Here is a 26,345-nt window from a genome sequence, read left to right as displayed (position 1 = left end):
CATGAATCGGCAAGGCTCCGGATTCATTCTCTGGCTGACGGGCATGTCGGGCGCGGGCAAGAGCACGCTCTCGCGGGCGCTGCGCTCGCGGCTGGAGCCGTTGCGTCCGGTGGAGGTGATGGACGGTGACGAGGTGCGCACCTGGCTGACGCGCGGACTGGGCTTCTCGCGGGAGGACCGGGAGGAGAACGTCCGGCGCATCGGCCACGTGGCGCGCCTTCTGGCCCGGCACGGCGTCGGCGTCATCGTCGCCGCGATTTCGCCCTATCAGAGCTCGCGCGCGGAGGTGCGGCAGTTGGCCGCGGACGCGGGGCTGGCCTTCGTGGAGGTCTACATCGAGGCGCCGCTGGAGGCGCTCATCGCGCGCGACGTGAAGGGGCTCTACAAGAAGGCCCTCGCCGGTGAGCTGCCCCACTTCACCGGCGTGTCGGACCCGTACGAGGCTCCGGAGGCGCCCGAAGTGACGGTCCGCTCGAGCTCGGAGCCGTTGGAGGCGGGCCTTGAGCGCGTGCTGGCCGCGCTCCAGACCCGGGGACTCCTGGCGCCTCGCGCCGCCTAGAGCACGCGTTCCATGCGCACGTAGGGGCGCTCGGCCTGCATGCCCTTGGAGCGGCAGTGGTCGATGAACTTGTTCGACTCGATGAGCTGCGGGGTGGTCTCGTTGTAGACGAGGATCATCACGTGGCGCAGCCAGGGCTCCTGGCCCATGGCGTAGACGTAGACCTCCTTGGGCGTCAGGTGGTTGGTGATCTCCATGGCGCGGTTGCAGTCGGAGCCGTTGAGGCGCCGCGCCTGGTCCATCTTCCGGGGCAGCGGGTTGGACAGGAGCGGGCCGTACATCCAGCTCATCGGGCCGCCCTCGCACTCCATGCCGAGGAACAGGATGTCGATGGGGCCGATGATGTCGCGCAGGTGCTGGTACATGCGCGGCTCAATCGCATTGGAGTCCGCCGCCATCAGGATGGACTTGCCACCCACGCGCACCAGGTGGGCCGTCTTGGCCTGGATGGCCAGGTCGCTGTGCTCGCCGAGGAAGGGCAGGCCGGTGATGGAGCCGCCGGGGATGGTGATCTCCTGGAGGTCGTCGATCTCCACCACGTTCTTGAAGCCCGTGTGGTGGAGCATCAGCCGCAGGGAGGGGTCCGCCAGCGAGTTGCCGTTGTTGCGCGGGACGATGATGGTGCCCACGCGGTGACGCAACTGGAGGAGCGTCTCCATCATCAAGTGGTCCGCGTGGCCGTGGGTGAGGACCACGTAGTCCACGTGCTCGGGCAGGTCCGCGTGCGTGTAGCGCGGCAGGTCCGTGGGGAACTCGTAGCTGATGACGGGGTCGGTGAGGATGCTGACCTCCTTCGTCTCCAGCAGCACGCAAGCGTGGCCGAAGTAGCGCACCCGCACGCCCTCGCCGTCATAGCGAGGCGCCTTGCGAGGCACGGCGTCCGTGAAGAGGTCCGCGAACGCGGCGGCGGCCGAGGATGGCACGCCGAGCATCTCCGCTACCTGGCCCGGCGAGCCCGGCGTGTGGCGCATGCGGAACAGCGCGTCCAGGCCCTCGTGGCGGTAGGGCACCTTGAGGTGCACCGGCATGTCCTCCTCGAGGCGCGGCGTGCTGAAGATGTACGGGCGCCAGTCGCCGTCCACCTGCATCAGCGTCACGCTCTGCGAGGACTCTTGATAGAAGCGGCTCTTGTACAGGAGCGGCTCGATGAAACGCGCGCTGGCGCGGTTGCTCAGGTCGTACGTGAGCTCCACGTAGCCGCGCAGCAGGTCCGGGACCTTGGGGTAGAGCGCCTCCAGCGAGCCGCCGTTGTTCGGCGCCATCAGTTGCTCCAGCTCCGCCACCGCCTTGGTGTACGCGAGCATGTGCGCCTGGTCTCGCAGCGTCCGCTCGAGCAGCTCCTTCACCCGGGCCGCGCGCGCCGTGGGGTGGTTGATGAACGGGCCGCCCATCAACATCGGGTTCTTCAGCGCGGCCACGTGGACGTCGGGGTTGGCGACGAAGGACTGCATCAACTTCTGGTGCAGGTTCGTCACGAACAGCGGCGCGGTGGCGGGAGACAGCAGGTACCACCAGGCGTACCACTGGTTGTACAGTGGCTCGATCGCCACGTTGGGCTTGAGGTACATCGGTCGGTCCAGCATCGGTTCTCCAGGCGAGGTTTGATTATCTGGGAGGGCATGGAGACAGGGAAGCCCCTGATGACGTTCGCCTGCCTGCTGGACCTGTAAGGGGAGGCCCTGAGTCCACACCGGGAGTCTCTCCCTCTAACGGCTTTTAGCCCTCGCGGATTTCGCCTGCGCTACCATTACGTCGGACCTTCAAGAGTGCGCACGTTTTGTGCGTCAGCGTCCGGAGGCTTCTCCACGTGACGGCATCCTCGACTTCCTCTTCGGAGTTGCCGCTGGCGTCCTGGGCACGGCGGCTGGCGCCCTCGGCCATCCAGGACATGCTGCAGATCATCACCCGGCCGGGCGTGTTCTCCCTGGCGTTGGGGCTGCCGGCCGCGGAGTTGTTTCCCACGGAGGGGATGGCGGAGGCGGCGGCGCGGGTGCTGGCGGAGCAGGTGGGGGCGTTGCAGTACTCGCCGACGCTGGAGCCCCTGCGCGAGCAGGTGGTGGCGCTGATGGCGAAGCGCGGGGTGCGCTGCTCGACGAGTCAGGTGTTCCTGACGACGGGGGCGCAGCAGGGGCTGAACCTCCTGACGCGGCTCTTGCTGGAGCCGGGGCAGACGGTGCTCCTGGAGGACCGGGTGTACTCGGGCTTCCAGCAGGTGTTGGATCCGTTCCAGGCGCGGCGGCTCACGGTGCGCAGGGATGCGCGGACGGGGTTGGACCTGGACGGCCTGGCGTCGCTGCTCGCGTCAGGGGAGCGGCCGGCGTTCTTCTACACGATGAGTGACGGGCACAATCCGCTCGGGACGAGCCTCGCGATGGATGCGCGGGAGCGACTGGTGGGGCTGGCGCGGGAGTACCGCATGCCCATCATCGAGGACGATGCGTACGGCTTGCTCCACTACGAGGAGGGCGGGGCACTGCCTCCGCTGCGCTCGTTGGATGCGCAGTGGGTCTATTACGTCGGCTCGTTCTCGAAAATCCTGGCGCCGGCGCTCCGGGTGGGCTGGGTGGTGGTGCCGGAGTCGCTGGTCTTCCGGTTGGCGACGGTGAAGGAGTCGAGCGACATCGACACGGCGACCTTCACGCAGCGGATGGTGCTCTCGTTCCTCCAGTCGGGGAAGTTGGAGGCACACCTGACGCGGCTGCGAGGGGAGTACCGGCTGCGGCGGGACACGTTGCTGAGGGCGCTGGAGACGCACCTGCCGGCCGGGGCCTCGTGGACGAAGCCCACGAGCGGGATGTTCGTCTGGGTGGAGTTGCCGGAGGGGAGCGACACCACGGTGTTGCTGGCCCGGGCGCTGGAGACGCAGCAGGTGGCGTTTCTTCCGGGGCAGGCTTTCGGCGTGAGCGGCGGGCGTTCGGCGTCACATGGGCTGCGATTGAACTTCTCGAATTGCGATCCAGCGCGCATCGAGGAGGCCGTGCGTCGGCTGGGCACGGTGCTCCGGGCGGCTTGAGTCTGGCTTTGGACGCGAAGGGAAGGGGCGGGTGCTTCGGAGGCCCCCTCCCTTCAGTCGCCTACGGCAGCGTGACCTGCCTCGGGTGGTGGACGTCGGCCGAGGTCCCGTCGCCAAGCTGACCCATGAGGTTGTCGCCCCAGGTCCAGACGGTGCCGTCATCGCGGACGGCCAGGGAGTGGCGGTTGCCCGCGGCGATGTGGATGAGGTTGGAGATGCCGGCCACCTGGAGCGCGGTGAGTTGGTCACCGGAGCTGGCGTCTCCGCGCTGGCCGTGGCTGTTGCTACCCGTGGCCAGGAGCGTTCCGTCCTCGCGCAGGGCCAGGGAATGCTCGCCGCCGCCGGCCAGGGCTCGGATGTGGGTCAGCCCGCTCATCCGATCCGCTATCCGTCCACCTGTGTCCCGTCCGGTGCCGAGCTGTCCCTGCTTGTTCCATCCCCAGGCCCAGGCGGTGCCATCCGTCAGCACGGCGAGCGAGTGGTCCATGCCCGCGGCCACATCGAAGACGTTGGTCAACGCATACACCGGGAAGGGCACGTGGCGGTGGGTGTTCGTTCCATCGCCGAGCTGGCCGACGACGTTGAGGCCCCAGGCCCAAAGGGTGCCGTCCTCGCGCAGGGCGAGTGAGTGGTACCCACCCGCGGCGATTCGGGTGACGTGGGTGAGGCCGGGCACCTGAACAGGCACGCTTCGGTCGGTGGTTGTTCCGTCGCCAAGCTGGCCGAAGAGGTTACTGCCCCAGACCCAGACGGTGCCGTCTTCGCGCAGGGCGAGCGAGTGTTTCGTGCCCACGGCGATTCGGGTGACGTGGGTGAGGTTGGGTACCTGGATGGCTTTGCGGCTGATGACCGTTGTCCCATCGCCGAGTGTGCCGGAAGCATTGGTACCCCAGGCCCAGAGGGTGCCGTCGCCACGCAGGGCCAGTGAGTGCGTGTCGCCCACGGCGATGGCGACGATGTCGGTGAGTCCGGACACCTGCACCGGGGAGGGGCGCCGGAGGAAGGTCCCATCGCCAATCTGGCCGTTGTCGTTGTCACCCCATGCCCAGACGGTGCCATCCGCGCGCAGGGCCAGTGAGTGGTGGTCGTCCGAGGCGACGTGAAGCACACCTGTCAGCCCGGGGACCTGGGTGGGTGCGTGGCGTCGAGGAGGCGCTCCCACGCCGAGGCGCCCGTCTCCGTTGTGGCCCCAGGCCAGCGGGGTGCCGTCACGAAGGAGCGCGAGAGAGTGCTCCTCGCTGGCGGAGACGGAAACGACGCCGGTCAGCTCCGGCACCTGGACGGGCGTGTGGCGGTCCACCGCCGTTCCATCTCCCAGTTGACCGTAATAGTTTTCCCCCCACGCCCAGACCGTCCCGTCGTCACGCGTGGCCAGGGAGTGGCTGGTCCCCACTTCGAGGGTCGTCACACCTCTCAACCCGGTGACTTCCACGGGCTCGTTCCGGGAGATCTCCGTCCCATCTCCCAGGGCGCCTTTGTAATTGAAGCCCCATGCCCAGACGCTGCCGTTGGTGAGGAGGGCCATGGACCGGCCCAGGCCGCCGGAGAGGGCAACGACCGGCCCCAACCCCGCGATTCGCACGGGCGTGGAGCGGTCCGTGGTCGTTCCATCGCCGAGCTGGCCCAAGGCGTTGAAGCCCCACGCCCAGGCGGTGCCGTCCGCGCGCACCGCCAGGGATTGAGAGGCTTTGCCGACGGCGACGCGGGTGACTCGATTCAGCCCCGATACCGGCACGGGCGACCTTCGGGTCGTGGTCGTTCCGTCGCCAAGCTGGCCGAAAGAGTTGCTACCCCATGTCCGGAGGGTGCCGTCCTCGCGGAGCGCGATGGAGTGATAGCTCCCCGCGGCGATGCTGATGACCCGGGTCAGCCCGAGCAGCTGTGTGGGCGTGGAACGGTCCGTGGTCGTTCCATCGCCGAGCTGGCCGCGGACGTTGTAGCCCCAGGCCCAGACAGTGCCGTCCTCGCGCAGGGCCAGCGAGTGGGACTCTCCCGCGGCCACGGCGGTGATGTTCGTCAATCCGGCCACCTGGACAGAGGTGTCGCGGTCGAGGGCGGTCCCATCGCCAAGCTGGCCGAAAGCGTTGCTACCCCATGCCCAGACGGTGCCATCCGCGCGCAAGGTCAGCGAGTGGCGAGCGCCCCCGGAGACCATGGGGCCCGTGCAGGGGTGGGCTGACAGCAGGAACGTCTGGGTGGTGGAGAGGTCGTCATCATCCGTCACGGTGGCGGTGACGGAGATGCGAGTCCCCGCGGGCAGACAGGGGGGCGCGGTCCACTTCACCTCGCTGATGTTGACCGTGTCGGTCTGAGTCCCGAGCGAGCCCGTGCTGGCCGTCCACGTATAGGTGAGCTGGGGCGTCTTGTCGTCCCGCGTGATGACTCGGAGGGAGACCACCTCTCCAGGCATGGTGTTGACGGCGGACTGGGTGGTTTCGATGAGCGTGGGCGGCTCGAGAGGAGGGCCAGCATCGGGTGGGCCCGCGTCTGGGGCGCAGCTCGCGGGGGTTGTCGTACAATCGTCGGTGGGCTCCGGGTTGGAGGAGCAGCCGGCGCCGAGGGTCAGCAACGCCGAGGCCAGCAGGAGTGGGAGGGCGAAACGACTGTGTCGCTGCATGGGCATTTCAATCCTTGCGAAGATTCGAGGGACTGAAGGGCTGCGGACGGTGTTCGGCACGCGGGCGCTGGCAATCGCAGCCTACTTCATGCCGGGTTCACATGAAGTGAACGAGGGGCCGACTCCGGGCCACCTGTGCACCCAGCGTGCCCCGCCTGCTCCCACGTCGAGGAGTCACTCGAGAATGCAGGGGTGTGCACGCCCATGTATGCCCAATGACCCAGGTGTATAGGGGGCTGCACAGCTGGCCCTCCGCACCACACGCGGGTCGTGATGTCTGTGATGCCTTCTGTCGCGATCAGGTCGGGCTCGCGAGCCGGCGCGAACCGCTGAGGCGGTACGCCGGCTCGGTGTGTCGCAGCGAGCCGGCTACGGGTGAGGCTGGGAGGTCGGAGCAGGGGCGGCGGGCTTGTTCTCCGCGCCTTCGATCTTCAACTGCTCGAGGGCGTCTTCCTTCACCTCGATCTTCGCCTGGGCCTTCAGTCCGTCGATGAAGCCCTCCATCGCCTTGGAGCGGCGCTCGCCCGTCAGGCGCGCCTCGATGCGTGGCTTCGCCTGCTCGAAGGTCTGGTTCATCCCGACCTGCCGGCTCTGGAACTTCACCAGGTGGAAGCCTTTGTCGGTCTCCACGACCTGGCCAATCTCAGACGACGACTTCAGACCGAACGCCGCATCCGCCAGCGCGGCGCCCCAGGCCTGGGTCAGCTCCTCCCGGCTGCGGAAGCCCAGGTCGCCCCCAGCGGCCTTGGTGGCGGAATCCTGGGACTGCTGTGTGGCCGCCATTTCGAAGGCGCTCTTGATGGGGCCGGCTTCCTTTGTCTTCAGGTCCGCGAGCAGCTTCACCACGGTGGTGCGCGCCTGCGTGCGCTTCGCGGCGTCAGCCGGCGGCGCCTCCAGGAAGATGTGGCTCACCCGGACGCGCTCGGGCTTCACGAACTCGGAGGTGTGCTCGTCGAAGTACTTGCGCAGCTCCGGCTCGGAAATCGTCCCGGCGGCGGCCTCCTGCTGCTTTCGCAGCAGCTTCTGCACCATCACCTTCTCCAGCGTCGCCTTGATCTCCGGGTCCTTCTCCAGCCCCTGCTTGCGAGCCTCCTGCACCAGCAGCTCGAAGCGGATGAGGTTGTCCAGGAACTCCTTCTTCTTCTCCAGCGTGGCGTAGCGGCTGCGCACGAACAGCGGCTGCTCGTCCAGCTTCGCCTTCACCTCCTGGGTCGACAGGGAGCGGCCATTGACGACCGCGACCGCGGGGCCCGTGTCCTTGGCGCTCTGTTCCGCTGGGGGGGCGCTGCCACCGCCACAGGCGGAGAGGGCGAGGACGGCGACGATGGCGGACAGGACTCGGGTTCGGACGGAGGGCGTGTGCATGGGCGGACTCGACCAGCGTATATCCAACAGGGAGGGAGGTGCGAACCCCGTTGTTCCGAGTGAGCATCCAAGCGTGCCCATGCCCTGAAGGCCCCGTGTGCCAGCCAGGCGCTGCTGGCCGTGGTGGTGTGATGACGGCCACCCCGGTGGAACGTCCTGCCCGCAGTCACGGCTCCTTGGGTTGTTGTGGCGAGCAGGCGCGAGCAAATGCCCGCTCGGGGGTCCACTGGCAGGGGCTCAGGAACCCACCCAGACTGACCACCAGACTCACGATGCCCAGGGCAATCCAGAGGAGCAGGACGCGTTGGGTCGCGAGGCGTGACAACGGCAGGGGAATGAACATCCGGGGTCCTCTCCTCTCGCGAACAGGGTGTGTCCGGTAGGAGAGCAGGGTGGAGGGAGCCACCCGGGCAGGTCCATCCCAGGAATGTGGGGTCTTCGAGGGGGATGCCGGTCAGGGCGTGGGGCCGGGGAGAACTCAAGGGGACACGGAACGTGCGGGCGGCCCTGGGCGTCTTGTGGGGGATCGGGCGAGACTCCTCGCCCATCCCCTCCGTCTGGAGAATTGAATGGGACTCGCCGAACGCAAGGCCGCGAAGCAGTTCGAGGAGACGCACTACCCGAAGATCAAGAAGGACGTCGAGGCCGCCGCGCGCTTCGAGGTGCCCATCGAGGTCGACTGGGCCAGCCTCACGGCGGAGGGTTATGCGGACCTCTACGCGGAGGCGTGGCCCCAGGTTTACTTCAGGCCGCTCATCGGTGCGCTGGCGGCCCTGGGCCAGGACGACCTGGGCCGGGAGTTCCTGCGAGGCGCGCTCAAGCGCATCGTCATCCGCAATTCGTCGAGCAATTCCTCGTCGTCCAGCATCGCCACGTTTCAGGACGGGGTGCTCACGTTGGACCACGAGCCCGTCACGAATGTGGACCAGGTGGAGGACCGCAAGGAGTCCATCCGGAGGACGATCGAGGCCGCCCCGGAGCTGCCGAACCCGTACACGGGTGACTCCCTGCGTGCCTTTCTGGATGCGGATGCCAAGGGGCTGGACGCCGTGCTCCAGGTGTTGCTGCGCATCAGCGGGCGGCAGCGTTCGGGGATTCCCCTGCTGCTGCCCCGCGCGACGTTGTCCCTGCGCAGTGGCCGCGCCGTCACTGGCATCGTCCGAGAGATGCTGGAGGACCGTCGCGAGGGCCGCGCCATCCTGCTCCTCATCCCCCGCGAGAGCGGCTACCCCCAAGAGGACGCGGTCATCATCCCCGTGGGCACCATCGAGACCGTCACCGTCCACGATGTCGCGTCGTTCGGTGAGCTGAAGCGCGATGCCGTGCCTGTTCCTTCACTGCTCGAGCTTCGTCGTCAGCTCGGCGCGCTGGAATCCCGCTTTCGAGCCGTCACGGAATCTCCGCTGACGCTGGCGCTGGCCCCGGGAGTCAATCCCGCGAGCGCCGAGGAGCTGCGCGCGCTCGGCTTCCTCGTGGCGCGTGTACATGAGGTGCTGGAGTCCCTCCAGAAGGACGATATCGGCCGCACCGCGCTGAGGGAGAAGGTGAAGCGCATCCAGTTGCGTACGGACCTTCACGCCGCCGTCACCGTCTCGAGTGGGACGCTGGAACTGGTGGCGGGCCTGCGCCCCGTGAGCTGGCAGACGCGCGAAGAGCTGGAGCAGACACTCCAGGCCGCGCTGTAGCGCCCACGTCACGAGCGATGCTTTCGCCTCCCCATCGCGGACCCCGCCGCTGTAGGGGCCCGCGCATGGGTGAGGCCCTTGCCGCGGAGTGAGAGTCCCCTGCTGGCGGTGACGCGGAGTTTCCGTGCTGGTGTGACACGAGCCTGATGCTGAACTGGCTGAGCTTGATGCGTCGGGTCTGCCATCGAATGAGGTGTGCACGACTGAGCCGCGATATACTGCGGCCCACGGACTTGATGGTGAATTGCGCGAGTTTGCCAGGAGGAGGGGAATTCAGTGGGAGCTGTGGATGGGGGCTCTGGCGAGATTGTCTCCGTGGAGGGGCTCTCCGCGACTCGCGGTGACTTCATCTTACTGGCGAACCTGCGAATACCGCGCATTGCGTTCTGTGAACTGAGTGAGGCGGAGTATGCGTATTTACTGGTTGTATGTTTGTGACTTCGGCCATGCCTGGCACATCGAGCGGGATGACGAAATTGTTCCGAACTTCGCGGAGCAGATCTGCTCCAAGGGGCATCCGGCGGTTACGGGGTCTCGTCATGTCGCGATGGACCTGGTGGAGATACGATTCAGGCCAGCGGGTCGAGTAGTTAATCCGAAGAGGCCCCCGGGAAAGCAGAACGCGTACGAGAAAGATTTCCATCTGGTGCTCACGGCAGTCGGGGGCACGGAGGAAGTTGTCTCACAGCAATTGTATAAGTGGCGCGAGGTGCTTGCACTTGCTGAGCGATTTCAGGGAAGGCTCGTGGAGGAGTGTTTCCGGCGAATGAGGGAGAGTGGGCTCTGACTTATGCCGGTGTTGTTTCAGCGTTGCTGGCGAGTGTCGACAGTTATGTGTGTGGGTGATGTCATGGGAGATGGGAATGGAAAGCGAATTTTTGGTGCGGCGATGGCATACGCCAAGTGGTCAGGACGTCTGGCGCCGGGTCTGCATGGGGCTTCACAGTGGAATGTGGTTGGATGATGTGCGGGAGCTGCCTCGTGTGGATGAGGTCCCTGCTAGAGCCGACCTCCGGGGAATAGACCTCAGCGGGATGAGTTTGGCCGGAGTCGAACTTCATGGGTCTTGGTTGAACTATGCTGTCCTAGATGATTGTGACCTGACGGGGGCCTATCTGCTGGCAGTTAATCTGAGTGCTGCGTCGCTCAAACGAGTAAAGGCGTCAGGTGTCATGCTGCATGGGGCACGGGCGCCGTCCGCATGTTTCGATGATGCGACTCTGAGTATGTCGGATATGTCGTCAATGGACTTGGAGGGGGCATCCTTGAAGCGCGCTATGCTTGATGGCGTTGATCTGAGTCGTGCGGATCTTCGTGGGGCGGACTTGGAAGGGGCAGATCTGACTGGGGCCTATCTGGAGCATGCACGGCTTGAAGGTGCGGGACTTCCGGTGAGGAAACGGTGATTGAGCATGCTGCTCGATGATGATGTTGTTTCTGTTTTAGTGGCCGGTGGGTGGTTCGTTGAGCGCGAAATTCCAACTGAGCCGATGCGAAGGGGGTTGGAGGATGAAGGAATTGTCATGCACTCGGCCGCAATGAAGATTCTTCGGTCGCTTGGCGGGCTGCAGTTTCATGGTCGGAATGGCGATTTGATGCGTTTTGATGTTGGTGCGGCGTGTAAATGGATTGATGTGGATGATCTGGCCTGTGTTCAGGCGTTGTTTTCTGGGTCTGCATGTCCCGTTGCTTGTGGTGAGGGGATGTTGTATTTCGTGGCTGATGACGGGAAATGGTTTTCGCTCCATGAGCAGTGGACGGTGTGCTATCTCATGGCAGATTTGAATACGGTTCTGCGGTTTTCTTTGTTGGGGGAGTTTGATTTGAGAGAGGCACAGGTTCTGGAAAAGCATCAGGTTCCTCCTTCTTATCGGGGATGACGTTGTTGCCGATGAGGGCTCGACCCTTGAGCGTATGGAGTGAGTCGGTTCGGGTGGAACGGTATTCGCAGTGTTTTCAGTTGTGTGGCTGGATTTCGGCTGGGTGGCCAGCGCGCAATCACCCGTTGCACCCTGGCACTTTGCATGTGGGCCCGCAGGGCGCCGGCTGTGGTGTACTTCCAAGGGGACTGTCAATGGGGTCTCGGCGTTTCTTCTACTTCCTCCCTCGCGGCGGCGAGCCGCTGGCGCTTCGTGATGCCGTGCGTGCATTGACGGCTGCTGGGATGGTGTTTGACCCTACGGCGTTTGTCGGGTCGATGGATGGCGATGGTGTGCTGAGGTCGCCGCGTGAACTTCGGCTTGGCACCTCCAGGGGCTCGGTCCCTCTGGAGTCGTTGATGCTGGCGAAAGAGGAATACGTCGAAGTTGAATGGCGAGACAGGACGCTGCTGATGACGTGTGTGGTCTGCTCGGGCAGCCTGATGTGTGTGGCCGTTTCGAAAAAACGCTGGCTGTCCCTGGTCAAGAATGGAGAGAGAGGCGAAGAGTGGATCGTGGATGTGGCTGCCACGATGGGCATTGGGACCCTGGTGATCGTTGATGACCCTCCAGATGACTTCCTCGGGAGCGTTGTTCCATTCGAGCAAACGTGGGTAATTTTACCGCGTCGGAGGTGGGGAGAAATGGAGCCCCTCACTGTCCTGAACGACTCGAAGAGAGATGCTCTGCCGAAGATGCGTTCGCTCCAGCCAACAGGTCGGGCTGTGGGGACGTTTCAAGAATACCGTGAGCGCTTGGATTCAGAAGTCCCGGGGAGTTGTTGAAGGCCTGCGGGAGTGTGGTGACGAGTGATCGAAACCCCCAGGATAATGCACGCACAAACCCACAGCGGGAAGCAGGTGGGAAAGTGTGGCTATGTCACGAAGATGGGCGTGTCGATTTACCGCCGCATGGCGATTCAGCGCTCTGGAGGTGAGTTTGTCGCCTATTCCTTTGAGGTTCCTGAGGCGCAAATGGTTCTTGAGGAGGCTGCGACCGAGGCCGTCAAGGGCGTCAGCACACTCGAGGAGGCCCTTCAGTTTCTGAGAGATATCTCTCGCTGCGACGTGCGCGACCTGGATCCCCTGAAGGGGGCTCAGATATTTAAAGCGGGCAATCCATTATGACGCCAGACCTTCAGTTGAGTGTTCATTTCGTCGAGGGCTTTCTGCCGAAGGGAGGACTCAATACCCTACCTGTCGTTCTTCACTTGTCGTCCAGTTCAGAGGTGATGCTTGCCGAGCATGTAGACCTCGCTGAACTCTGCCTCTGGATGCCTGATGGATCGGCCGCTGGTTATGGCGGCACGATCAGGGGGCAGGTGCGCGCTGTTCGAGGAGAAATGGTTGTCTCTCCAGCGCGTCCATGGTTCGGCGTGTATGACTTGATGCAGTTTGACCGAGGTGATGTCCTGCCGTCAGGGCATTTTGTGCTCGGTGTCGAGGTCCGCGTATTTGTGTTGCAAGGGGACGATGATTACCGGCCGCATTCCCTGCGAATTGAGCGCGAACTGCGGCTGTGAAGCGGTCGTGAGGCCCGCGAGCCGGCGCGAACCGCTCAAGCGGTACGCCGGCTCGATGCATCGCTACAAACCGGCTCCGGGCGGGGCTGAGACGTCGGGCTTGTTCTCCGCGCCTTCGATCTTGAGTTGCTCGAGAGCCTCTCCCTGCACCTCAATCTTCGCCTGCGCCTTCAGCCCGTCGATGCATCCCTCCATCGCCTTGGCGCGGCCCTCGCCCAGCAGGCGCCAACTCGAACGCGCTCTTGATGGGGCCGGCTTCCTTCGCCTTCAGGTCCGACAGCAGCTTCACCACCAAGGCCCGTGCCTGGGTCCGCTTCGCTGAGTCCGCCTGCACTGCCTTCTCTGGGGGCTGTACCTCGACCCGGGTCACACTGCCTCGTTGTCCGGCACTGTGATCGTGGGATGCTGGCCGTCGAAGCAGGGCCCGCTGAGGGGCGGCGCCGCTTCCACAGGACCTGGGCAGGTCGGACCAACCGGAGGGCTTCAGCGTCGCAGCGCCACAGGGACGCCACGCCGGCGCGTCAGCCACTGTCCGCCACACGGTGCTGCGAGCGGAACCCCTTGGGAAATCAAGGGGTTCCGCTATGACCCCGACAGGAATCGAACCTGTGGCCTGCGGTTTAGGAAACCGTTGTCTATGATTGAGACTGGTGTGTCCTGGCGTGCCCTGGCGTGCCAAGCCTTTGACTTTGTTCACGTATCGCCTCGCCGTTTCGGATTGGATTTGCCCTGCTGTCCCCCGGTTTCCTCGGGATTTACGCCACGTGGACGCCACGGGCTCAACGCCTGCGCTGTAGCCTCGGCTCCGGTCATGACGTTTTCGGGGAGGGCCGTTGCGTAGTGCACGCGAGTCGTCTCCATGTCGGCGTGCCCCAAAACATCGGCGACGAGCCGCAGGTCCTTCGTGACGGAGTACGCGACAGTCCCCCACGTGGAGCGGAGGTGCTTGAAGCGGAGGTCCATGGGGATGGCCTTCCAGCGAGCGGTACGTTCACACTGGGGGCACGTTCGGGAACCAGCCTCGTGCTCAATCTCGGCCTTCCACCCGCATGTGCGGCGGAAGCAGTAGGGGCGCCATCCCTTGATGAGGCCCGCTCGGACACACGCACGTGCCATGACGTCATGGATACGCCAGTTGGGTCCATATGGCGTGGCTGTCCCGGGTCGGGGAAAGAGATACGGTCCCTTCGTCGCCATCTGGGCTGTCAACGCAGGGACGAGCAACTCGGGAATTGGGACGCGTCGCTCGCGCCCGCCCTTTGTCGTGTCGCGACGCCCGCCACTGATGAGGAGGATGTATCGCTCGCGCAGGTGGACATTCGCCTTGAGCATCACCCGCACCTCGCCGCGCCGACAGCCCGTCAGCAGCGCGGTTGCCGCAGGTGCCCTATGGTGGTGTTGGAGCGCATCGAAGAGGCGTGGCAAGTGGTCCGTGGGGTACGTCCGCACCTGGCGCCTCGGCACGATGACGCGACCGGCCTCCTTGAACGGGTTCGGCCCTGAGTAGAGGCGTGCCTTATCGGACAGGAAAGTAATCAATCCCTGGCCTGACATCCGAATATGCTCGCGCATCTGTGGCGACAGAGCCGGAAGCTTCGCCAGCATCGACAAGACGTCAGCCGCAGTAATGGTCGACGGGCGCCGAGGGCCGAATGCGGCCACTACGAACCGCAACTTCTCCTTGAGGTTTCGCTTCGTCGCGAACTCTGGAGGCAGCGTGTCGAGGCGGAGCTTGACCGCCTCGACGATGGTCGGCTCCTCTGGTCGAACTGGCACGATGCCGTTGCGGGTGAGCCATGCTTGTTGCTCGCGCTGGTTTGCGAGCCGCCGGGCCTCAGAGAGAGTCTTTGCAGGGACAACCTCCCGCCCGGGAGAACCGTCCGGCTCCTTCCATCCAATCCTGTAGCTTCCTGAGGGTAGGCGTTGCGCGTAGGGCATGACTACACGCCCCTTTGCTGGCTGTGTCGCCATGCAGCGAGCCGAGTCGGGTCAAACCTCAGTGCGCCACCGACCTTGAAGCTCGGCACTTCCCCGCTTGCGGCGAGGCGGTACATCGTCTTTCGACTGATACCCAGATACCGAGCTGCGCGCTCAACATCCCAGGCATCCTCGAATTGCCCATCTGCTGTGACTTCATTCATTGCCATCCCCACTCGGGACCAAGTTGATTCACGCGAAGAACGAAGGGTGACGACGCAAGTGACGTGTCGCCGCTTGCCCGAGGCCCGCTCCAGAAACGGACGAGGCCAATCGGACACGTAGCAAAGCGCACGCCAAACCGTGGCTCGTGGCGTGAACGCGACCGATTGTCACAACGATGCGCACGCATCGAGCGGCTCGGCCGAGCCAACACATAGACGAGCATCCACCCGGCGAGACGCCGCGCCACGGCGCTTCGCGCGCGCGGCAGAGGCGCCGAACCGACTACCGGACTCGGGGAGCCGTCAGTGCATCGAAGGGCGGGGGCCGCCGCCCGGGAATTGTCTGGGTGTCTTGTGTTCCAGCGCGCCACGAGACCCCCAGATACAAAGTGGCGCTCTACCGGCGGACAATCACGGACGCCGGTAGAGCACCGGAGGGCGAGTGTCCCAGCGCTACCTGGGTGCACCGGCCTTTTCTGGTGGCAGAACCACGTGCAAAAGCACGGGAACCGCCAAGGCTCTCTGTGGGGTCGACTCGCTGGTGATTGTCACTGCTGCAGCGGGTCGCTAGTTACTGCGAAGACTGTGAAACGGGTAGCATGCCCGGATTCCGGGCGCAAGTCCCTATCGCGCAAATGCGCGAGACGTCTCTTTTTCCTTGCCAACCGGCCGGTAGCATTTCCCCTTGTGCTCGTACATCTTCTCGCCGCAAGGGGGCTCTTTCGATGTTTCCACCCAGCACCCACCGTTGATCCGTACCTCGGCCAAGTCAGCGTCGCAGTTGCGGGTCTTCTGCTCGGGGAACGGCTTGGGTGGAAGGTCTAGGGCCAGCATTGGCTGATTGATTGTCGAGATGGGGACCATCCATCCCGCTGGGGCTCCCCCACTAAACCACTCGGACTTAGGGGCGGTCGGAGGTGGCTCTGGTGGTGGCATCAACTGCGCCGCCACTAGCACGGCCCCGACGAGAGCAAGGGCAACAGCAGCTGCCGACCCCGCGTTGTGCCAAGCGCGGCGAACTGTGCGGCGCAGCCGGCGATAGACGCGCCGCGAGCGCAGCACCGGGCCACGACGCTGGGGCTGCGCTCGCAGGTGGGCCATGGTGGATGGCAGTTGAGAGCGCGTTGTCGCAGTCTGAAGCATCGCTTTTGTCAATGACAAGGTGCCCTCGCACACGCGGGCAACGTCAGCGTCGGATGCGTCAATGGGTGACCGGGCAAGACGAAGGCTGAGCCGAGGTGCTCTGTCCATGGTTGCAGGGTGCGCTGAAATGACCATCTCCACCCCCACGTCCGGGGCAAGGTGCCGCTGGCGCTCAGTGAGCTCAAGTTCCAGGGAGAGGCTGCCGGAGCTTGGATGGCGCACCTGGTACATCCGGCCGAAGAGCACGGCCCTATATCTGCGGACAATGATGCCAAGTTGCTGGGCTCTCCCTCTCAGGCCGGTGCGCGGCTCGCCGGAACCGCGCGGCACCTCCGACGTACCACCTCTCCAGATATTCTCGGCCTCTCTCACTTCGACCCTCTCCTGCTCGGCTGGCCGGGGGGGAGCCCGGCACGCAGGCCGGGATAGTACGAGATTGCCTGACAGCGGCGACTCCTTCCCTCGACGGAATGCCGGGTGCCAGACGACACCACCCGACCGGGTCGTTGCACCCGCAGTATGCTGGTGCTACGCCTTGAAGCCTCGCTCGGGGGTACCCATGGTTCGCGCTCGTCTGGTCGTTGCTGCTGCCGCCTTCCTCGTTGCCTGTGGGCAGGAGTCCAAGGCGCCCGCTCAGCCGAACGTGACGGCGGCGGTGACGACAGGGACCCCATCGTGCCTCACGTCCGCACTTGAGGGGCGCACCAAGGAGGCTCTCGTGGAATGTGCAGGGCCGCCGTGTTTCGCGACGCTTGCCACTATCGCGCCCCCCCACAACAGCTTGGCCGAGCAAGCCGGCCAGCGATGGACCTACTGCGCCGGGAAGTGCGAACCCGTGCCCTGCGACGGCGCAGTGGAGGTCTTCTTGTCGACGGCTGGCGAGCAGACCGTGGTCAGGGTCGACCGCTAGAGGTTGAGCGCGTAGTTCAGCCCAGCGAGGCTGACGAACGCGTTACCGCCCGCCTCCAGGCGGGCCTCCCCGTTGGGATAGATGGTGATGCGCCCCGAACCTGTATTGGTTCGCACCTCGAACGTCTCGGGTTGCGGTGGACGCATTGTGCCGAAGACAGTGAACAGGAGGGTGCCTGGGGTTCCGCCCCCTGAGAGCGCGACGACCCCACGGAGAAACACTCGGTCCCCGTTCTCAATTCGAGAGCCGACGAAGGACCGGCCCGACGACAGGTCGGCCGTGAATCCAGGCCCGAAGGTCACAGGGGTGAAGCCCGGAGTAGCTGGCAGAATGAGTACCCGGACGCTGTCGATGATGGCGTAGAAAGTCGCGCCCGTCCCATCGAGCGGGGTCACCTTGCCGACGATGACCTCTCCGTATGACGCGGCCGATGGTGCTGTGACCGTCACGTCTTCGCCGACGCCATTGAAGATGGGGAGGGCGACGCCTTGTAGCGTCTGCACCGTGGTCGTGGAGATCAGCGCGCCGTGTCGGTCGTACCATGCGACATACAGGCCGACCTCGCGACCCGTGACGCCCGGCTCTTGAATGAGCACCATCGCTGAGACGTTCAGGCGTTCCTCTCCTCTGACGATGAAGCGCTGCGCTCGAATTCGAGACAGGGCACTCGTTGCTTCCAGGCGAACTGCCTTCGAGCCGCTAAAGACTGTCGTCGTCTCCAATCGTGCGTCGGTGCCCCATGTGCCGTTGGCCATGGTCCACCCATCGGGCGGAGCACCCGTCAGCGTCGTGGCCTCGAAGTCCGGGTTGACGACAATGGATGCTGTCGTCGCGAGGGGAAGCCAGTCGGCCGGAGCGACATGTCGTGGGGACAGCACAACCTCTGTCGACGCCGTGCCCACGTTGCCCTTGGCGTCCCGTCCGCGCACGCGTGCGTAGTAGGTGGCGCCAGGCGCGAGCCCCGTCACGTCGAAGCGCGTGGTGCTGGAGAGCCCGCGGAACGTCGAACTGCTCGGCGCGAAGCCGGACGTGGTGGAGACGTGCATCTCGAAGGCATCCCAGACAGGGCCCGTGGCTGCCGGCGTGAAGGACACCGAGCCGCTGTTGACGGTGTTCGTCACCACCAAACTGGCCGGCGCGTCCGGACCCGTGAAGGGGGCGGCCTTGCCGATGCCAGGGATGGCCTCGCGCTTGAGCCATGCGATGCGGGATGTGGACGGGCGCCCGCGCAGCGTCAGCTTCGTGGCCGCGCCCTTGGCGGAGGCGGTGTGCTCGACGCTCTGCACCGCCAGCTCCTGGGGCTCGTCGAAGTTGATGCCGTCCGGGAGAATCTTCACGAGGTCGCCCAGCTCCAGGTGCCACCAGAGAGGGACGGTGACGCTTATCTCCAGCGCGGACTCCGAGAGGTCGTCGATGAAGGCACGTGCCAAGCGGCGGGCCTCGGGCTCCGTGTTTATGTTCGAGGTGCTCGCCTCGACGATTTCGGCCCAGCGCTCGCCATAAACGCCGATGCTCGCGGAGTTCACCTCGGTGATGACCTTCCGCTTCGCATTCCCTCCGGCGTCCCTGTCGTTGGCGTCCGCGTACACGATGCGGACTGCGTTGCGGATGTCAGTGAGCCGCCGCACCAGCGAGTCCAGGTCCTCGTACGACTCGGGGCCGAAGAACCACAGCGCCGTGGTCGTTGCCCGCTCGGGTTGAGAGAGGGTGAACGCGAAGCCGTGCCCCTCTCGCCACCGGAGTCGGAGGTCCCAGCCGAGCTGCGCGGCCAGGTCCTGAAGTGCATCCATGAGCGGCATCTTCGCCTGGGTGAACCGGCCCAACTGCCACATGGGGTCCACCGGGCAGTACGGGCCAAAGGCCCACTGGTTCTCGCCACCGAGGATTTCGTTCATCACCGTCTGGACGGCCACTCCGACGGTGTTGTTGCCATGGTTGCGCTCCTCCTTGAGGTTGATGTCCTGGAGGATGCCGGCCATGTCGCGGCCGGTCAGCGTGATGGTCTCCCCGCCGACGTCCACGTCCTCTATTCGGCCGTAAAAGCACTCCCGCCAGGTGCCGACCTTGCCGAGCCCGAGCGGCACCACCATGCAGTCGATGCGCATCGTCCGCCCCTCGCGGAGCAGCGGGTCGTACAGGATGCCGGAGCCGTTGACGGGGCTCGACACGACTTGAGGGGACAGGGTGAGGGCCTCGTCCGGCCCGACGAACCTCCGGAGCGTGACGCTCGCCGTGCCCACAGGCGCGTCTAACGTTGCCGTCCACGACGCGTCCAGCAGCCAGTCATGGCCACGCACCGACGACAGGTCCACGTCGACTGTGCCCACGAGGAGCCGCACGCGGAGCCATGTCGTGTAGCCCGCGGCGGACAGCATCAACGCGGATTCAGCCGGGGTCAGCGACCTCATGGACAACACTCCTGGAGGTGAGGGTTACCCTCCAGGAGAAGAGGCGGCCCGCGCCGAGACGGGCACGGGCCGGCTACTCCTCGCGCAGTTCGAAGTCGAATGCCTCGTGCGGCAGGAACTGCCCGCCCTCGGTCCAGAGCTCCATCGCAGTGCCATCGCGAGCTTGGCCCCGCATGAGGAGGCCCGGTGTGTGGACGCCTGACCCGCCGACAACATGGGCTGGGAGGGGCCCGAAGGGTGCGCCCGAGGTTGCCCACGCGGGCAACCACGACGCGGGCACGCGGTACGGCAGGACGACAAGGTCGTCGTACGATATCTCGCCACCGCCGTCCGCCAGACAGCCCAGCTCGAGGTACGTCGCCGTCAGGGCCACGATGATGGAGTAGTCCGTCAACACGTCCACCGTGGTCCACAGCACGCCATTGCGGTAGACCTCCTCGGTCGCCCAATCGATGGCGATGTGAGTCCAGACGTTGCTCAGGTCCGGGGTCCTCACCCAGAAGGCCAGGGTGGTGCGCCCGAGGTCGGCGCCCAGGGAGAGTGGCCACCGCACGCGTCCGCCTGGCGCACAGCGCAGGCGTCCCGTGCCAAAGCGCCCGCCGCCCATCTGCCCGCCAGCGTCGCCAGTGACGACGGGAGGCCCGATGCCAGTCGAGGACAACGTCGTCCCGTCGAAATTCCAGGAGTGGCCCCGGCCGTCGATGAGGTCCCGCAGCGCGAGCGCCTCGGCGAGGAGCAGCGGCATGGTGTTCGCGCCAAAGGTCCAGCGCCGGCCGCGCGAGCTGGAGCGGAGCTGGCCGCTGAAGCTGCGCTGGACCTCGCCGAGTTGCTCCGGGCGGTACTGGAGAGGGGAGCCCGCGTCGAGCGGGATGGGGATGCCAGACAAAGTCAAGAATGCCATGTGCTCAGCCCCCGTACCGCGATGACTTCGAGACGCGCCTGCCGGAGTCGGCCAGCTTCGTCATTGCATCGACACGCCTGACGAAGCGCACGGCACGTTCCACCCCCTCGTCGGGGTCGATGGTGTTGATGGCAAGGTTGTACGTGGGGCCCTTGAGGGACTGCACGGCGCTCGTCTTGGGGATGTACTCACCGCCACGACGCCCACCCATGTATGGGTCTCTCGACCGGTCCTCGCGGCGCTCGCGAAGCGCGTCCGGTAGTTCCATGAAGTCCCGGAACCATTGTGGCGCGTCTCTGTACCGGTCGCCGTTGGAGCCGTTCCCGCCACCGCCAGCGCCAGGCATGGCCGGCGTGCCCGGTCCGTCCGCAGCGTCCTGGACCTCGAAGCGACGGAGCGCCACCTTCCAGGCTGTCGGGACGTTGGTCAGCGCCGCGTTCATCTTCTCCAGCGCGGCTGTGCCCTTGAGCACCTCCGCCGTCTGCCGGGCCTGCGCGTCCGCCGACTCCCAGGTGGTGTTCCGGAGGTCGCGCATGGAGTCGCCCATCGCGTCGGTGTCCACCTTCATCTTGTCCATCGAGTTAGCGAACTTCTTGAGGGAGTCGATGCCGAGCCACTCCACCGCCTTCGACAGCCCCTTGATGATGGCCTGGATGGCCGACACCACAGCATTCCAGATGGTGCCGATGGCCTGCGCGACGGCGAGGACGACGAGGGCGACGAACTTCAAGACGTCGAAGAGGGCCTTGAGCGCGTCCTGGATGAGTCCCATCGGAGGCGTCAGCGCGCTGAGAAGCGGGGCGAGCCCCTCCAGCAGCTTGCCGACGATGACGAGCAGGGGCGCGAGGTAGCCGAGCACCTGGCCGACGTAGGTGAGCAACGGCTCCAGCGCGTTCATCACGACGTCGACGATGAATCCGATGGCTCCGATGAGGGGTTGCATCGGCACGAGCAGCTCGCCGAGCCCGTCCGCAACCCGCTGGACGATGTTGGAGACCATGTTTACGAGGTCGAGAAACCCGGTGGACTCAGTGAGGAGCCGCGCGACGACGGCAACGAGCCCGCCCCAGGCGCTGCCGGACGCCTCAGTGCCCTGCTGGAAGGCCTCCACCAGGCCCTTGATGCGCCCGAAGGCGGCGGTGAGCCCAGAGACGAGCGTCTGCCGGGCATCCTTCATCGCTTTCGAGGCGGCGTCGGCGAGTCGCTGGGCGTCCAGCACGAGGTTGAAGCGCAGCTCCTCGGCGGCCACGGAGCGCTCGTACTCCATGCGGCTCTCGTCAGCGGCTCGCGCGTTGAGCGCGGCGATGACCTTCTCGACGTACTCCAGCTCCTTGTCGATGCCGTCAGAGTAGCGGACGTCCGGCTCCGCGGTGGAGAGCTTCGGACCGCTAAGGTACGACTTGAGGATTGCTCCCAGGTTTGCCGCCAGCTCGGTGAGCCCGCTGTCCTGAGCGAATTTCTGGAGCCCTTCGAGGCTCTTTCCGAGGCCGTATCCCACGGCTTCCTTCGCACCGGCCAAAACCTCGCCAGCCTTGGTGAGGCCAGCCTCCACGACCTGCTCAGCAGCCATCATCTTCGCGGCCATGGCGGAGGCGACCGCCGAACCAGCCTCCTTCGCCGCATCCAGGAGCCCCTGTCCGGTGATGCCCTGGGCCGCCACGAGCGCCTTGTGGATGGTTCCGAGCTTCGCTGCCTTCGCGAGTGGCTCGATGCGCGCGGCCAACTCACGAATCATCCACGCGAGGAAGTCCAGCGACTTGACGACCATCCCCTCGATGAGGGTCACCAGCCCATCGAAGAGTCCCTTCAACATGCTCCAGAGCTTCTTCGACATCTCCGTGATGGACGCGATGATGTCCGTCACGGACTCCTTGAGGCCCGAGCTGGTGTCCCCCCACGCGCCGTACAGCGCGCCGGCCAGGAGGGCGAGGCCGGCCACTGCGGCCGCAACCGCGGCCACCGGCAGGGCCAACGCTGCTACCTGGGCGCCGAGGCCCGCGAGGGCCGTCGACTTCTGGAGGGCCCCCAACCCCTTGAGGAGCAGGCCCATGGACCCCGACAGCGCCTCCACGACGCCGGCGAGCTTCCCGACGACGCCAATCGCGAGGCCAGCGCCAGCAACCCATACGGCAGCATCCGCCCCAGCTCGCTTCACCTCGGGGCTCAGTCGTTGGAATGTGGCGACGAGCCTGGAGACGAAGTCGGTGACCTGTTTCACGACCGGCGCGAAGAGGTCCCCGATGTCAGCCGCCAACGTGTAGAGCAAGTCCGTCAGTCGCGTGATTTCCGCCTGCAGGCGCGGGTTCGACTTGGCGGCGGCGGCGACAGCAGCTCCGATGCCAGCAGCCACCACCGCGCCGATTTCCCCCATGTCGTTCGCCGCGTTCTTGACTTCCTTGGCAGCCTTCTCGACCGCGTCGACCAGCTTGGTCAGCGAGTTGAGCGCATCACCGATTGCAGCGGTGACTGAGATGTATAGGTCTCCGACCTTGAGAGCCATTACTTCATTCCCTTCTCACCGTTGGCTGGCTTTGGCCGAACGCGGAACGTCACCTTCGACGTCACCGGCCCCTGGGTGCCACCGCCCCCAGTCCGGCGTTGGCTCGCCTCGGCCTCCCACTGCATGTCGACGACTACGCCGAGGATGTCCTCGTCCGACCATCGTCGGACGAGGCTCGGCGGCTGGCACATGACCCTCGCAACCCGAAGCACCAGCCGCTCCCACGGGTTGCTCAGGAGTTTCCCCGGACCTCCTCCAGATTCGGGTGGAGTGCGGCAATTGCCGGCTTGCTTACGTCCTCCAACCACGGGGCGCGGTAGACCGTCTCGATGTCGGCAGAGTCGGTCGGGTTGAAGACGCGCTCGCCCGTCTCCGGGTCGTAGGCGACGGCCGCGACGACGCGCGCGATGAGGCGCAACCCGCCCTCATTCGTCAGGGGCTTGTTGTCCTCGCCGATTTCACCCGCCTCCCTCGCGGCGTCCAACACGGCGAGGCGCTCGGGGTTGGTGGGACGGCAGAGGTTGATGCGCTCTCCGTCGATGGTGACCTGCTCGATGAGCTTGTGCTTCGACTTCGACAGTCTGTCTTTGAGAGACATACGACACTCCTGATGCAACGAGGTGATGAGAAAGATTGGACGGCTCAGAACTCGACGGGCGCGCCCTGGCCGACGAGAGTCGTGGCGATGGTGAGGACGTCCGCCGCGGTGCGGCCCTCCTCCCAGCTCGACACCTTGATGGGGTAGCGCACGCCCACGGCACCGGGGGCGCCAGCGATGTCCTTGACGATGCTGAAGTAGCCCGTCGCCCCGCTCAGGAAGAGGCTCTTGAGCAACTGGTGCGAGACGTCGGCAGGGAAGTAGTGGCCCGACAACGAAATCTCGAACCCCTTGAGAGTGGGGATGCTGCGCTTCCAGCCGCCTCCTCCCAGGTAATTCCCCTCGACGGTGTCGGACGTCATCGACACCGGCGCTTCCGAGAAGCCGTCGAGGCGGTTGGCCTCGGCGGGCGCGGTGGCCGCGGTGGCGGTCAGATGGAGGGAGTCGATATACGCAGCGGTGGTTTCAGCCATGATGGCGTGCTCCTGTCAGTGAGAGGGGAAGTGCTTCGCTAGGTAGGCTTTGACGACGCGGGCAACGCCCTTACGTGCAGCACCGCGCGCCTTCCTGAATCCCTTCTTCAGGAAGTGTGGCGGCGGGTTGATGGTCTGTTCGTCCCAGTGGAAGCCCTCGTGGATGGCTCCCGCTGCGGGATGCTCGTAGCCCGCCGCCCACGTGGTTGAGATGTATCGGACGAGGTTGACCTCGGGCCCCGAGACAAAGCCTGTGTCCGCGAGCGCTGGCGCCGGCTCGGTTTCGCCGTCGTAGTAAGCCCAGCGCTCCGCCTCCGACTGGCGTGGGACAAGGAAGCTGCTGATGAGAAAGCTTGTCTGCGCTGCGTCGCGGCACGGCATGTCGAGGTCACGCAGCAGCGGCACCGGGTTCTCCAGGAGCCGCTTCAGCAAGATGGTCTTCACCTTCACCGCGACTGGCATGCCCCGTCAGAAGGGGCGACGACTACGCGACGTAGCTCGCCGCGACGTTGAACGAGTAGCGCGGCCGGCCGCTCCCGTCTTGCGGCTGCGCCACGGGGCCCGCGCCCTCGCACCGCACGTCGACGTAGCCCTGCACCCGCGCCAGGTGCAGCGCGCTCCAGCACGCCACCGCCAGCTCGCGGGTTGCGGCGACGCGGTTGCTCAGTCCGCGCACCACTACCTGGACGTCGGCCGCGACGAGGCCTCGGCGCGTGCCCAGGTACAGGCTCTGCTCACCACCCGTGTCCCGCACCGCAACCATCAGGTCCGGCGTCGTCGTCGGCACTTGGCCCCAGAAGAGCGTCGGTGGGGAGCTGGTCGTGGACAGGCTCAGGCCCGCGCCCTCGAGGTACAGCGCCAGCTCGCGCTCCACGTGCTTGGGCGTCACAGATAGACCTCGTAGTGGTCCACGGCACCGGACAGGCCGCGCCGTGGAATGACGCGCAAGGGCTCCCGCCCCGCGCCGTAGTCGTCCAGGTCCGCGTCTGGTGGGAACACCCTGTCCTCGGGGCGGACCAACGTACTCGTGAACAGAAGGAACTCGGTGACACGCTCGCTTCCGTCAGCCGCTACGAGGCGCTTCGTCTCGCCCTCGCACCGGCAGCGGTGCGGCTCCGGCTCCGAGTACTCGCTCTCCCCACCCGCGTTGGTGGAGAGGTGCCGCGACAGGTGGAACGTCTGCCGGAAGGTATGCCCCATGAGCGTCATCGGGGCCTCCGGTACGGGGCCAGGAGCTGGCGCGCGGTGGACGGCAGTGCCGTGCGCCCGCCGTCCTCGCCGGCGAAGTAGGACATGCTCGTCGCGCCGATGGCTTCAGAGGCGACGTCTCCCGGCTTCCCGTCGCGCGAGACGGTGGCCACCACCACCTCGACCGCAGCGAGCTGGATGGACGCCGGCAGGTCCACCACCAGGGACTCCTCGAGGACGTGTTGCCCCGGCGTCACCCAGCCCGCGTCGTAGGTGACGAGCAGCTCGCCCGTGTCCCGGGCCTCCAGTGGCGTCGGCGACACGCCCTGCGTCCACTCCCCGGTGAAGGGCCAGGGCTGCCCACGGGCCAGGAGGCGCCCCAGCGTGGGCGACTCCAGCGCGTAGGTGCCGGCGTCGCGCTCCTCGCCGCGCACCTCCACGCGGTGTACCTGCCTCACGGCCCCACTGCGCAGCCAGAGGTAGACGCCGCCACGCCCCACCGCCGTCTCGACGACTCCGAGACGACGGTGCAGCGGATATCCCACGTAGCGCGCCACGGCCTCGCTCACCGCGGTGATGAAGAGCCCCAGCCGCGCCGACTCCATCGCGCCGCGCGTGGCTTCGGGGAGCTGCTCGGGCACCAGCAAGTCGAGGGGAGAGGCCATGGCGTCACCTCAGATGGGCAGCGTCTGGCCGCCGCCGAAGATGACGGTGGAGGAAGAGAGCACCGTGGGCGCGGTGCCCCCAGTGAACGCCACCGTCTCCACGACGCGGATGCGGTCATGCTCGTCCGGGCAGACCTCCTGCAGGTCCACGTCCAGCTCGGCGACGCTGCCCGCCGCGGTGACGGCCAGCGCCACCGTGGCGCCGTCCCTGTCCTTGGCGTCGGACCAGGTGGTGCCGTCGGCGCTCGTCTGGAGCTTGTACGTCGCCGAGAAGCTGGTGGGCGTGCCTGTGGTGGCGCCCGTCACCGCGCTCAGGACGAGGCTGCGGAACGTGCCGATGGTGAGGACGGCGCCGTTGCGAGAGCCGGCAGCCTGGGCGGCCGGCGCGTGAGAGAGGTTGGCCGCGTGGATGTACGCGCCAACGTTGTTGCGAGTCGGGTGCATGGGTATCTCCGTGAGAGGCTGGGGTAGAGGGAATCAGTCGCCGTAGGTGACGCCCGTCAGGAAGGCGAAGGACTCGCGGTGGCGCAGCGCCCAGTCCCCGTTCCACACCGCACGCAGCGTCATCTGGTCCGACTCGAAGTCGCCGGACGCCTCGCCCACGGTGGTCTCCATGGCGGACGCCTCGCCGTACCAGAGCTGCGACGCGAGGCCGAAGCCGATGTGCCCCTTCCCGTACATCGACTCCGTGGCGAGCACGGGGAAGCCGTTGAGCTTCGGCGACTCCAGGTCCTGGAG

At 65.9% G+C, this 26,345-nt stretch carries 25 protein-coding genes; 8 read left to right on the top strand and 17 right to left on the bottom strand.

Features of this window, described 5'->3' with window-relative positions; translation table 11 throughout:
* Position 1 precedes the first annotated feature (1 nt).
* Positions 2–559, top strand: coding sequence for an adenylyl-sulfate kinase (gene cysC, locus FJV41_RS22230; protein WP_141644536.1), 558 nt, complete (start codon positions 2–4; stop codon positions 557–559).
* On the opposite strand, the gene FJV41_RS22225 is transcribed toward cysC, so the two are convergent.
* Entirely contained in the window at positions 556–2,142 is a 1,587-nt protein-coding gene (locus FJV41_RS22225) for an MBL fold metallo-hydrolase (RefSeq protein WP_141644535.1), read from the bottom strand. The two genes, cysC and FJV41_RS22225, sit on opposite strands and share 4 nt — an antisense overlap.
* 224 nt (positions 2,143–2,366) lie before the next feature.
* On the opposite strand from FJV41_RS22225, the gene FJV41_RS22220 reads away from it, so the two are divergent.
* Positions 2,367–3,572: an aminotransferase-like domain-containing protein gene (locus FJV41_RS22220; RefSeq protein WP_141644534.1), complete on the top strand. Its 1,206-nt coding sequence runs from the start codon at positions 2,367–2,369 to the stop codon at positions 3,570–3,572.
* A gap of 61 nt (positions 3,573–3,633) precedes the next feature.
* Here FJV41_RS22220 and FJV41_RS22215 read toward each other — a convergent pair whose 3' ends face one another.
* The 3 genes from FJV41_RS22215 to FJV41_RS52425 all read right to left on the bottom strand — a co-directional run bounded on the left by FJV41_RS22215 (position 3,634) and on the right by FJV41_RS52425 (position 7,897).
* A complete protein-coding gene (locus tag FJV41_RS22215; protein ID WP_246137336.1) occupies positions 3,634–6,189 on the bottom strand; it encodes an RCC1 domain-containing protein in 2,556 nt (851 codons plus the stop codon).
* Between the two features lie 369 nt (positions 6,190–6,558).
* Complete coding sequence (locus FJV41_RS22210) at positions 6,559–7,554, bottom strand: peptidylprolyl isomerase (RefSeq protein WP_174455311.1); 996 nt, start codon at positions 7,552–7,554, stop codon at positions 6,559–6,561.
* 166 nt (positions 7,555–7,720) lie between these two features.
* A complete protein-coding gene (locus tag FJV41_RS52425; protein ID WP_174455312.1) occupies positions 7,721–7,897 on the bottom strand; it encodes a hypothetical protein in 177 nt (58 codons plus the stop codon).
* A 226-nt stretch (positions 7,898–8,123) separates the two neighbouring features.
* Between FJV41_RS52425 and FJV41_RS52420 the strand changes: the two genes are divergently transcribed.
* From FJV41_RS52420 to FJV41_RS22180, 6 genes are all read left to right on the top strand, one after another.
* On the top strand, positions 8,124–9,239 hold the full coding sequence (locus FJV41_RS52420; RefSeq protein ID WP_181790838.1) for a hypothetical protein: 1,116 nt from the start codon (positions 8,124–8,126) through the stop codon (positions 9,237–9,239).
* 845 nt (positions 9,240–10,084) lie between these two features.
* On the top strand, positions 10,085–10,645 hold the full coding sequence (locus tag FJV41_RS54965) for a pentapeptide repeat-containing protein (RefSeq protein WP_141644532.1): 561 nt from the start codon (positions 10,085–10,087) through the stop codon (positions 10,643–10,645).
* Positions 10,646–11,119, top strand: coding sequence for an SUKH-3 domain-containing protein (locus tag FJV41_RS22195; RefSeq protein ID WP_141644531.1), 474 nt, complete (start codon positions 10,646–10,648; stop codon positions 11,117–11,119).
* Positions 11,120–11,517: 398 nt separating this feature from the next.
* Positions 11,518–11,943: a hypothetical protein gene (locus FJV41_RS22190; RefSeq protein ID WP_141644530.1), complete on the top strand. Its 426-nt coding sequence runs from the start codon at positions 11,518–11,520 to the stop codon at positions 11,941–11,943.
* A 24-nt stretch (positions 11,944–11,967) separates the two neighbouring features.
* Positions 11,968–12,285, top strand: a complete 318-nt coding sequence (locus FJV41_RS22185) for a hypothetical protein (RefSeq protein WP_141644529.1) — start codon at positions 11,968–11,970, stop codon at positions 12,283–12,285.
* Positions 12,282–12,680 (top strand): hypothetical protein, encoded by a 399-nt coding sequence (locus FJV41_RS22180; protein ID WP_141644528.1) that lies wholly within the window; start codon positions 12,282–12,284, stop codon positions 12,678–12,680. The genes FJV41_RS22185 and FJV41_RS22180 overlap by 4 nt, the downstream gene beginning before the upstream one ends.
* Before the next feature lie 693 nt (positions 12,681–13,373).
* Here the strand turns inward: FJV41_RS22180 and FJV41_RS22175 are convergent.
* The 13 genes from FJV41_RS22175 to FJV41_RS22115 all read right to left on the bottom strand — a co-directional run.
* The gene (locus FJV41_RS22175; RefSeq protein WP_181790834.1) at positions 13,374–14,618 is read right to left on the bottom strand and encodes a tyrosine-type recombinase/integrase; all 1,245 of its coding nucleotides are present in this window, start codon (positions 14,616–14,618) and stop codon (positions 13,374–13,376) included.
* Positions 14,619–14,620: 2 nt separating this feature from the next.
* A complete protein-coding gene (locus FJV41_RS54960) occupies positions 14,621–14,821 on the bottom strand; it encodes a helix-turn-helix domain-containing protein (protein WP_141644547.1) in 201 nt (66 codons plus the stop codon).
* 2,049 nt (positions 14,822–16,870) lie between these two features.
* Positions 16,871–19,282, bottom strand: coding sequence for a fibronectin type III domain-containing protein (locus FJV41_RS22165; RefSeq protein ID WP_141644526.1), 2,412 nt, complete (start codon positions 19,280–19,282; stop codon positions 16,871–16,873).
* A gap of 73 nt (positions 19,283–19,355) precedes the next feature.
* Positions 19,356–20,183, bottom strand: a complete 828-nt coding sequence (locus FJV41_RS22160; RefSeq protein WP_141644525.1) for a hypothetical protein — start codon at positions 20,181–20,183, stop codon at positions 19,356–19,358.
* A gap of 4 nt (positions 20,184–20,187) precedes the next feature.
* The gene (locus tag FJV41_RS22155; RefSeq protein ID WP_141644524.1) at positions 20,188–22,683 is read right to left on the bottom strand and encodes a phage tail family protein; all 2,496 of its coding nucleotides are present in this window, start codon (positions 22,681–22,683) and stop codon (positions 20,188–20,190) included.
* A gap of 232 nt (positions 22,684–22,915) precedes the next feature.
* Positions 22,916–23,281: a hypothetical protein gene (locus FJV41_RS22150; protein ID WP_141644523.1), complete on the bottom strand. Its 366-nt coding sequence runs from the start codon at positions 23,279–23,281 to the stop codon at positions 22,916–22,918.
* Between the two features lie 44 nt (positions 23,282–23,325).
* On the bottom strand, positions 23,326–23,754 hold the full coding sequence (locus tag FJV41_RS22145) for a phage tail tube protein (protein ID WP_141644522.1): 429 nt from the start codon (positions 23,752–23,754) through the stop codon (positions 23,326–23,328).
* A gap of 15 nt (positions 23,755–23,769) precedes the next feature.
* Positions 23,770–24,186, bottom strand: a complete 417-nt coding sequence (locus FJV41_RS22140; protein WP_246137335.1) for a hypothetical protein — start codon at positions 24,184–24,186, stop codon at positions 23,770–23,772.
* 52 nt (positions 24,187–24,238) lie between these two features.
* On the bottom strand, positions 24,239–24,643 hold the full coding sequence (locus tag FJV41_RS22135; RefSeq protein WP_141644520.1) for a minor capsid protein: 405 nt from the start codon (positions 24,641–24,643) through the stop codon (positions 24,239–24,241).
* Positions 24,640–24,963, bottom strand: coding sequence for a hypothetical protein (locus tag FJV41_RS22130; RefSeq protein WP_141644519.1), 324 nt, complete (start codon positions 24,961–24,963; stop codon positions 24,640–24,642). Before FJV41_RS22130 ends, FJV41_RS22135 begins: the two co-directional genes overlap by 4 nt.
* Complete coding sequence (locus tag FJV41_RS22125) at positions 24,960–25,607, bottom strand: hypothetical protein (protein ID WP_141644518.1); 648 nt, start codon at positions 25,605–25,607, stop codon at positions 24,960–24,962. The genes FJV41_RS22130 and FJV41_RS22125 overlap by 4 nt, the downstream gene beginning before the upstream one ends.
* A gap of 9 nt (positions 25,608–25,616) precedes the next feature.
* Positions 25,617–26,051 (bottom strand): hypothetical protein, encoded by a 435-nt coding sequence (locus FJV41_RS22120; RefSeq protein WP_141644517.1) that lies wholly within the window; start codon positions 26,049–26,051, stop codon positions 25,617–25,619.
* A 33-nt stretch (positions 26,052–26,084) separates the two neighbouring features.
* Positions 26,085–26,345, bottom strand: a 261-nt coding sequence (locus FJV41_RS22115) for a phage major capsid family protein (RefSeq protein ID WP_141644516.1), incomplete at its 5' end; no start/stop codon positions are given.

The sequence above is a fragment of the Myxococcus llanfairpwllgwyngyllgogerychwyrndrobwllllantysiliogogogochensis genome (genome assembly GCF_006636215.1).
Classification (GTDB): Bacteria; Myxococcota; Myxococcia; order Myxococcales; family Myxococcaceae; genus Myxococcus; species Myxococcus llanfairpwllgwyngyllgogerychwyrndrobwllllantysiliogogogochensis.
Note: the sequence above shows the minus strand (reverse complement) of the source record. Positions and strands in the feature narration are given on the sequence as shown.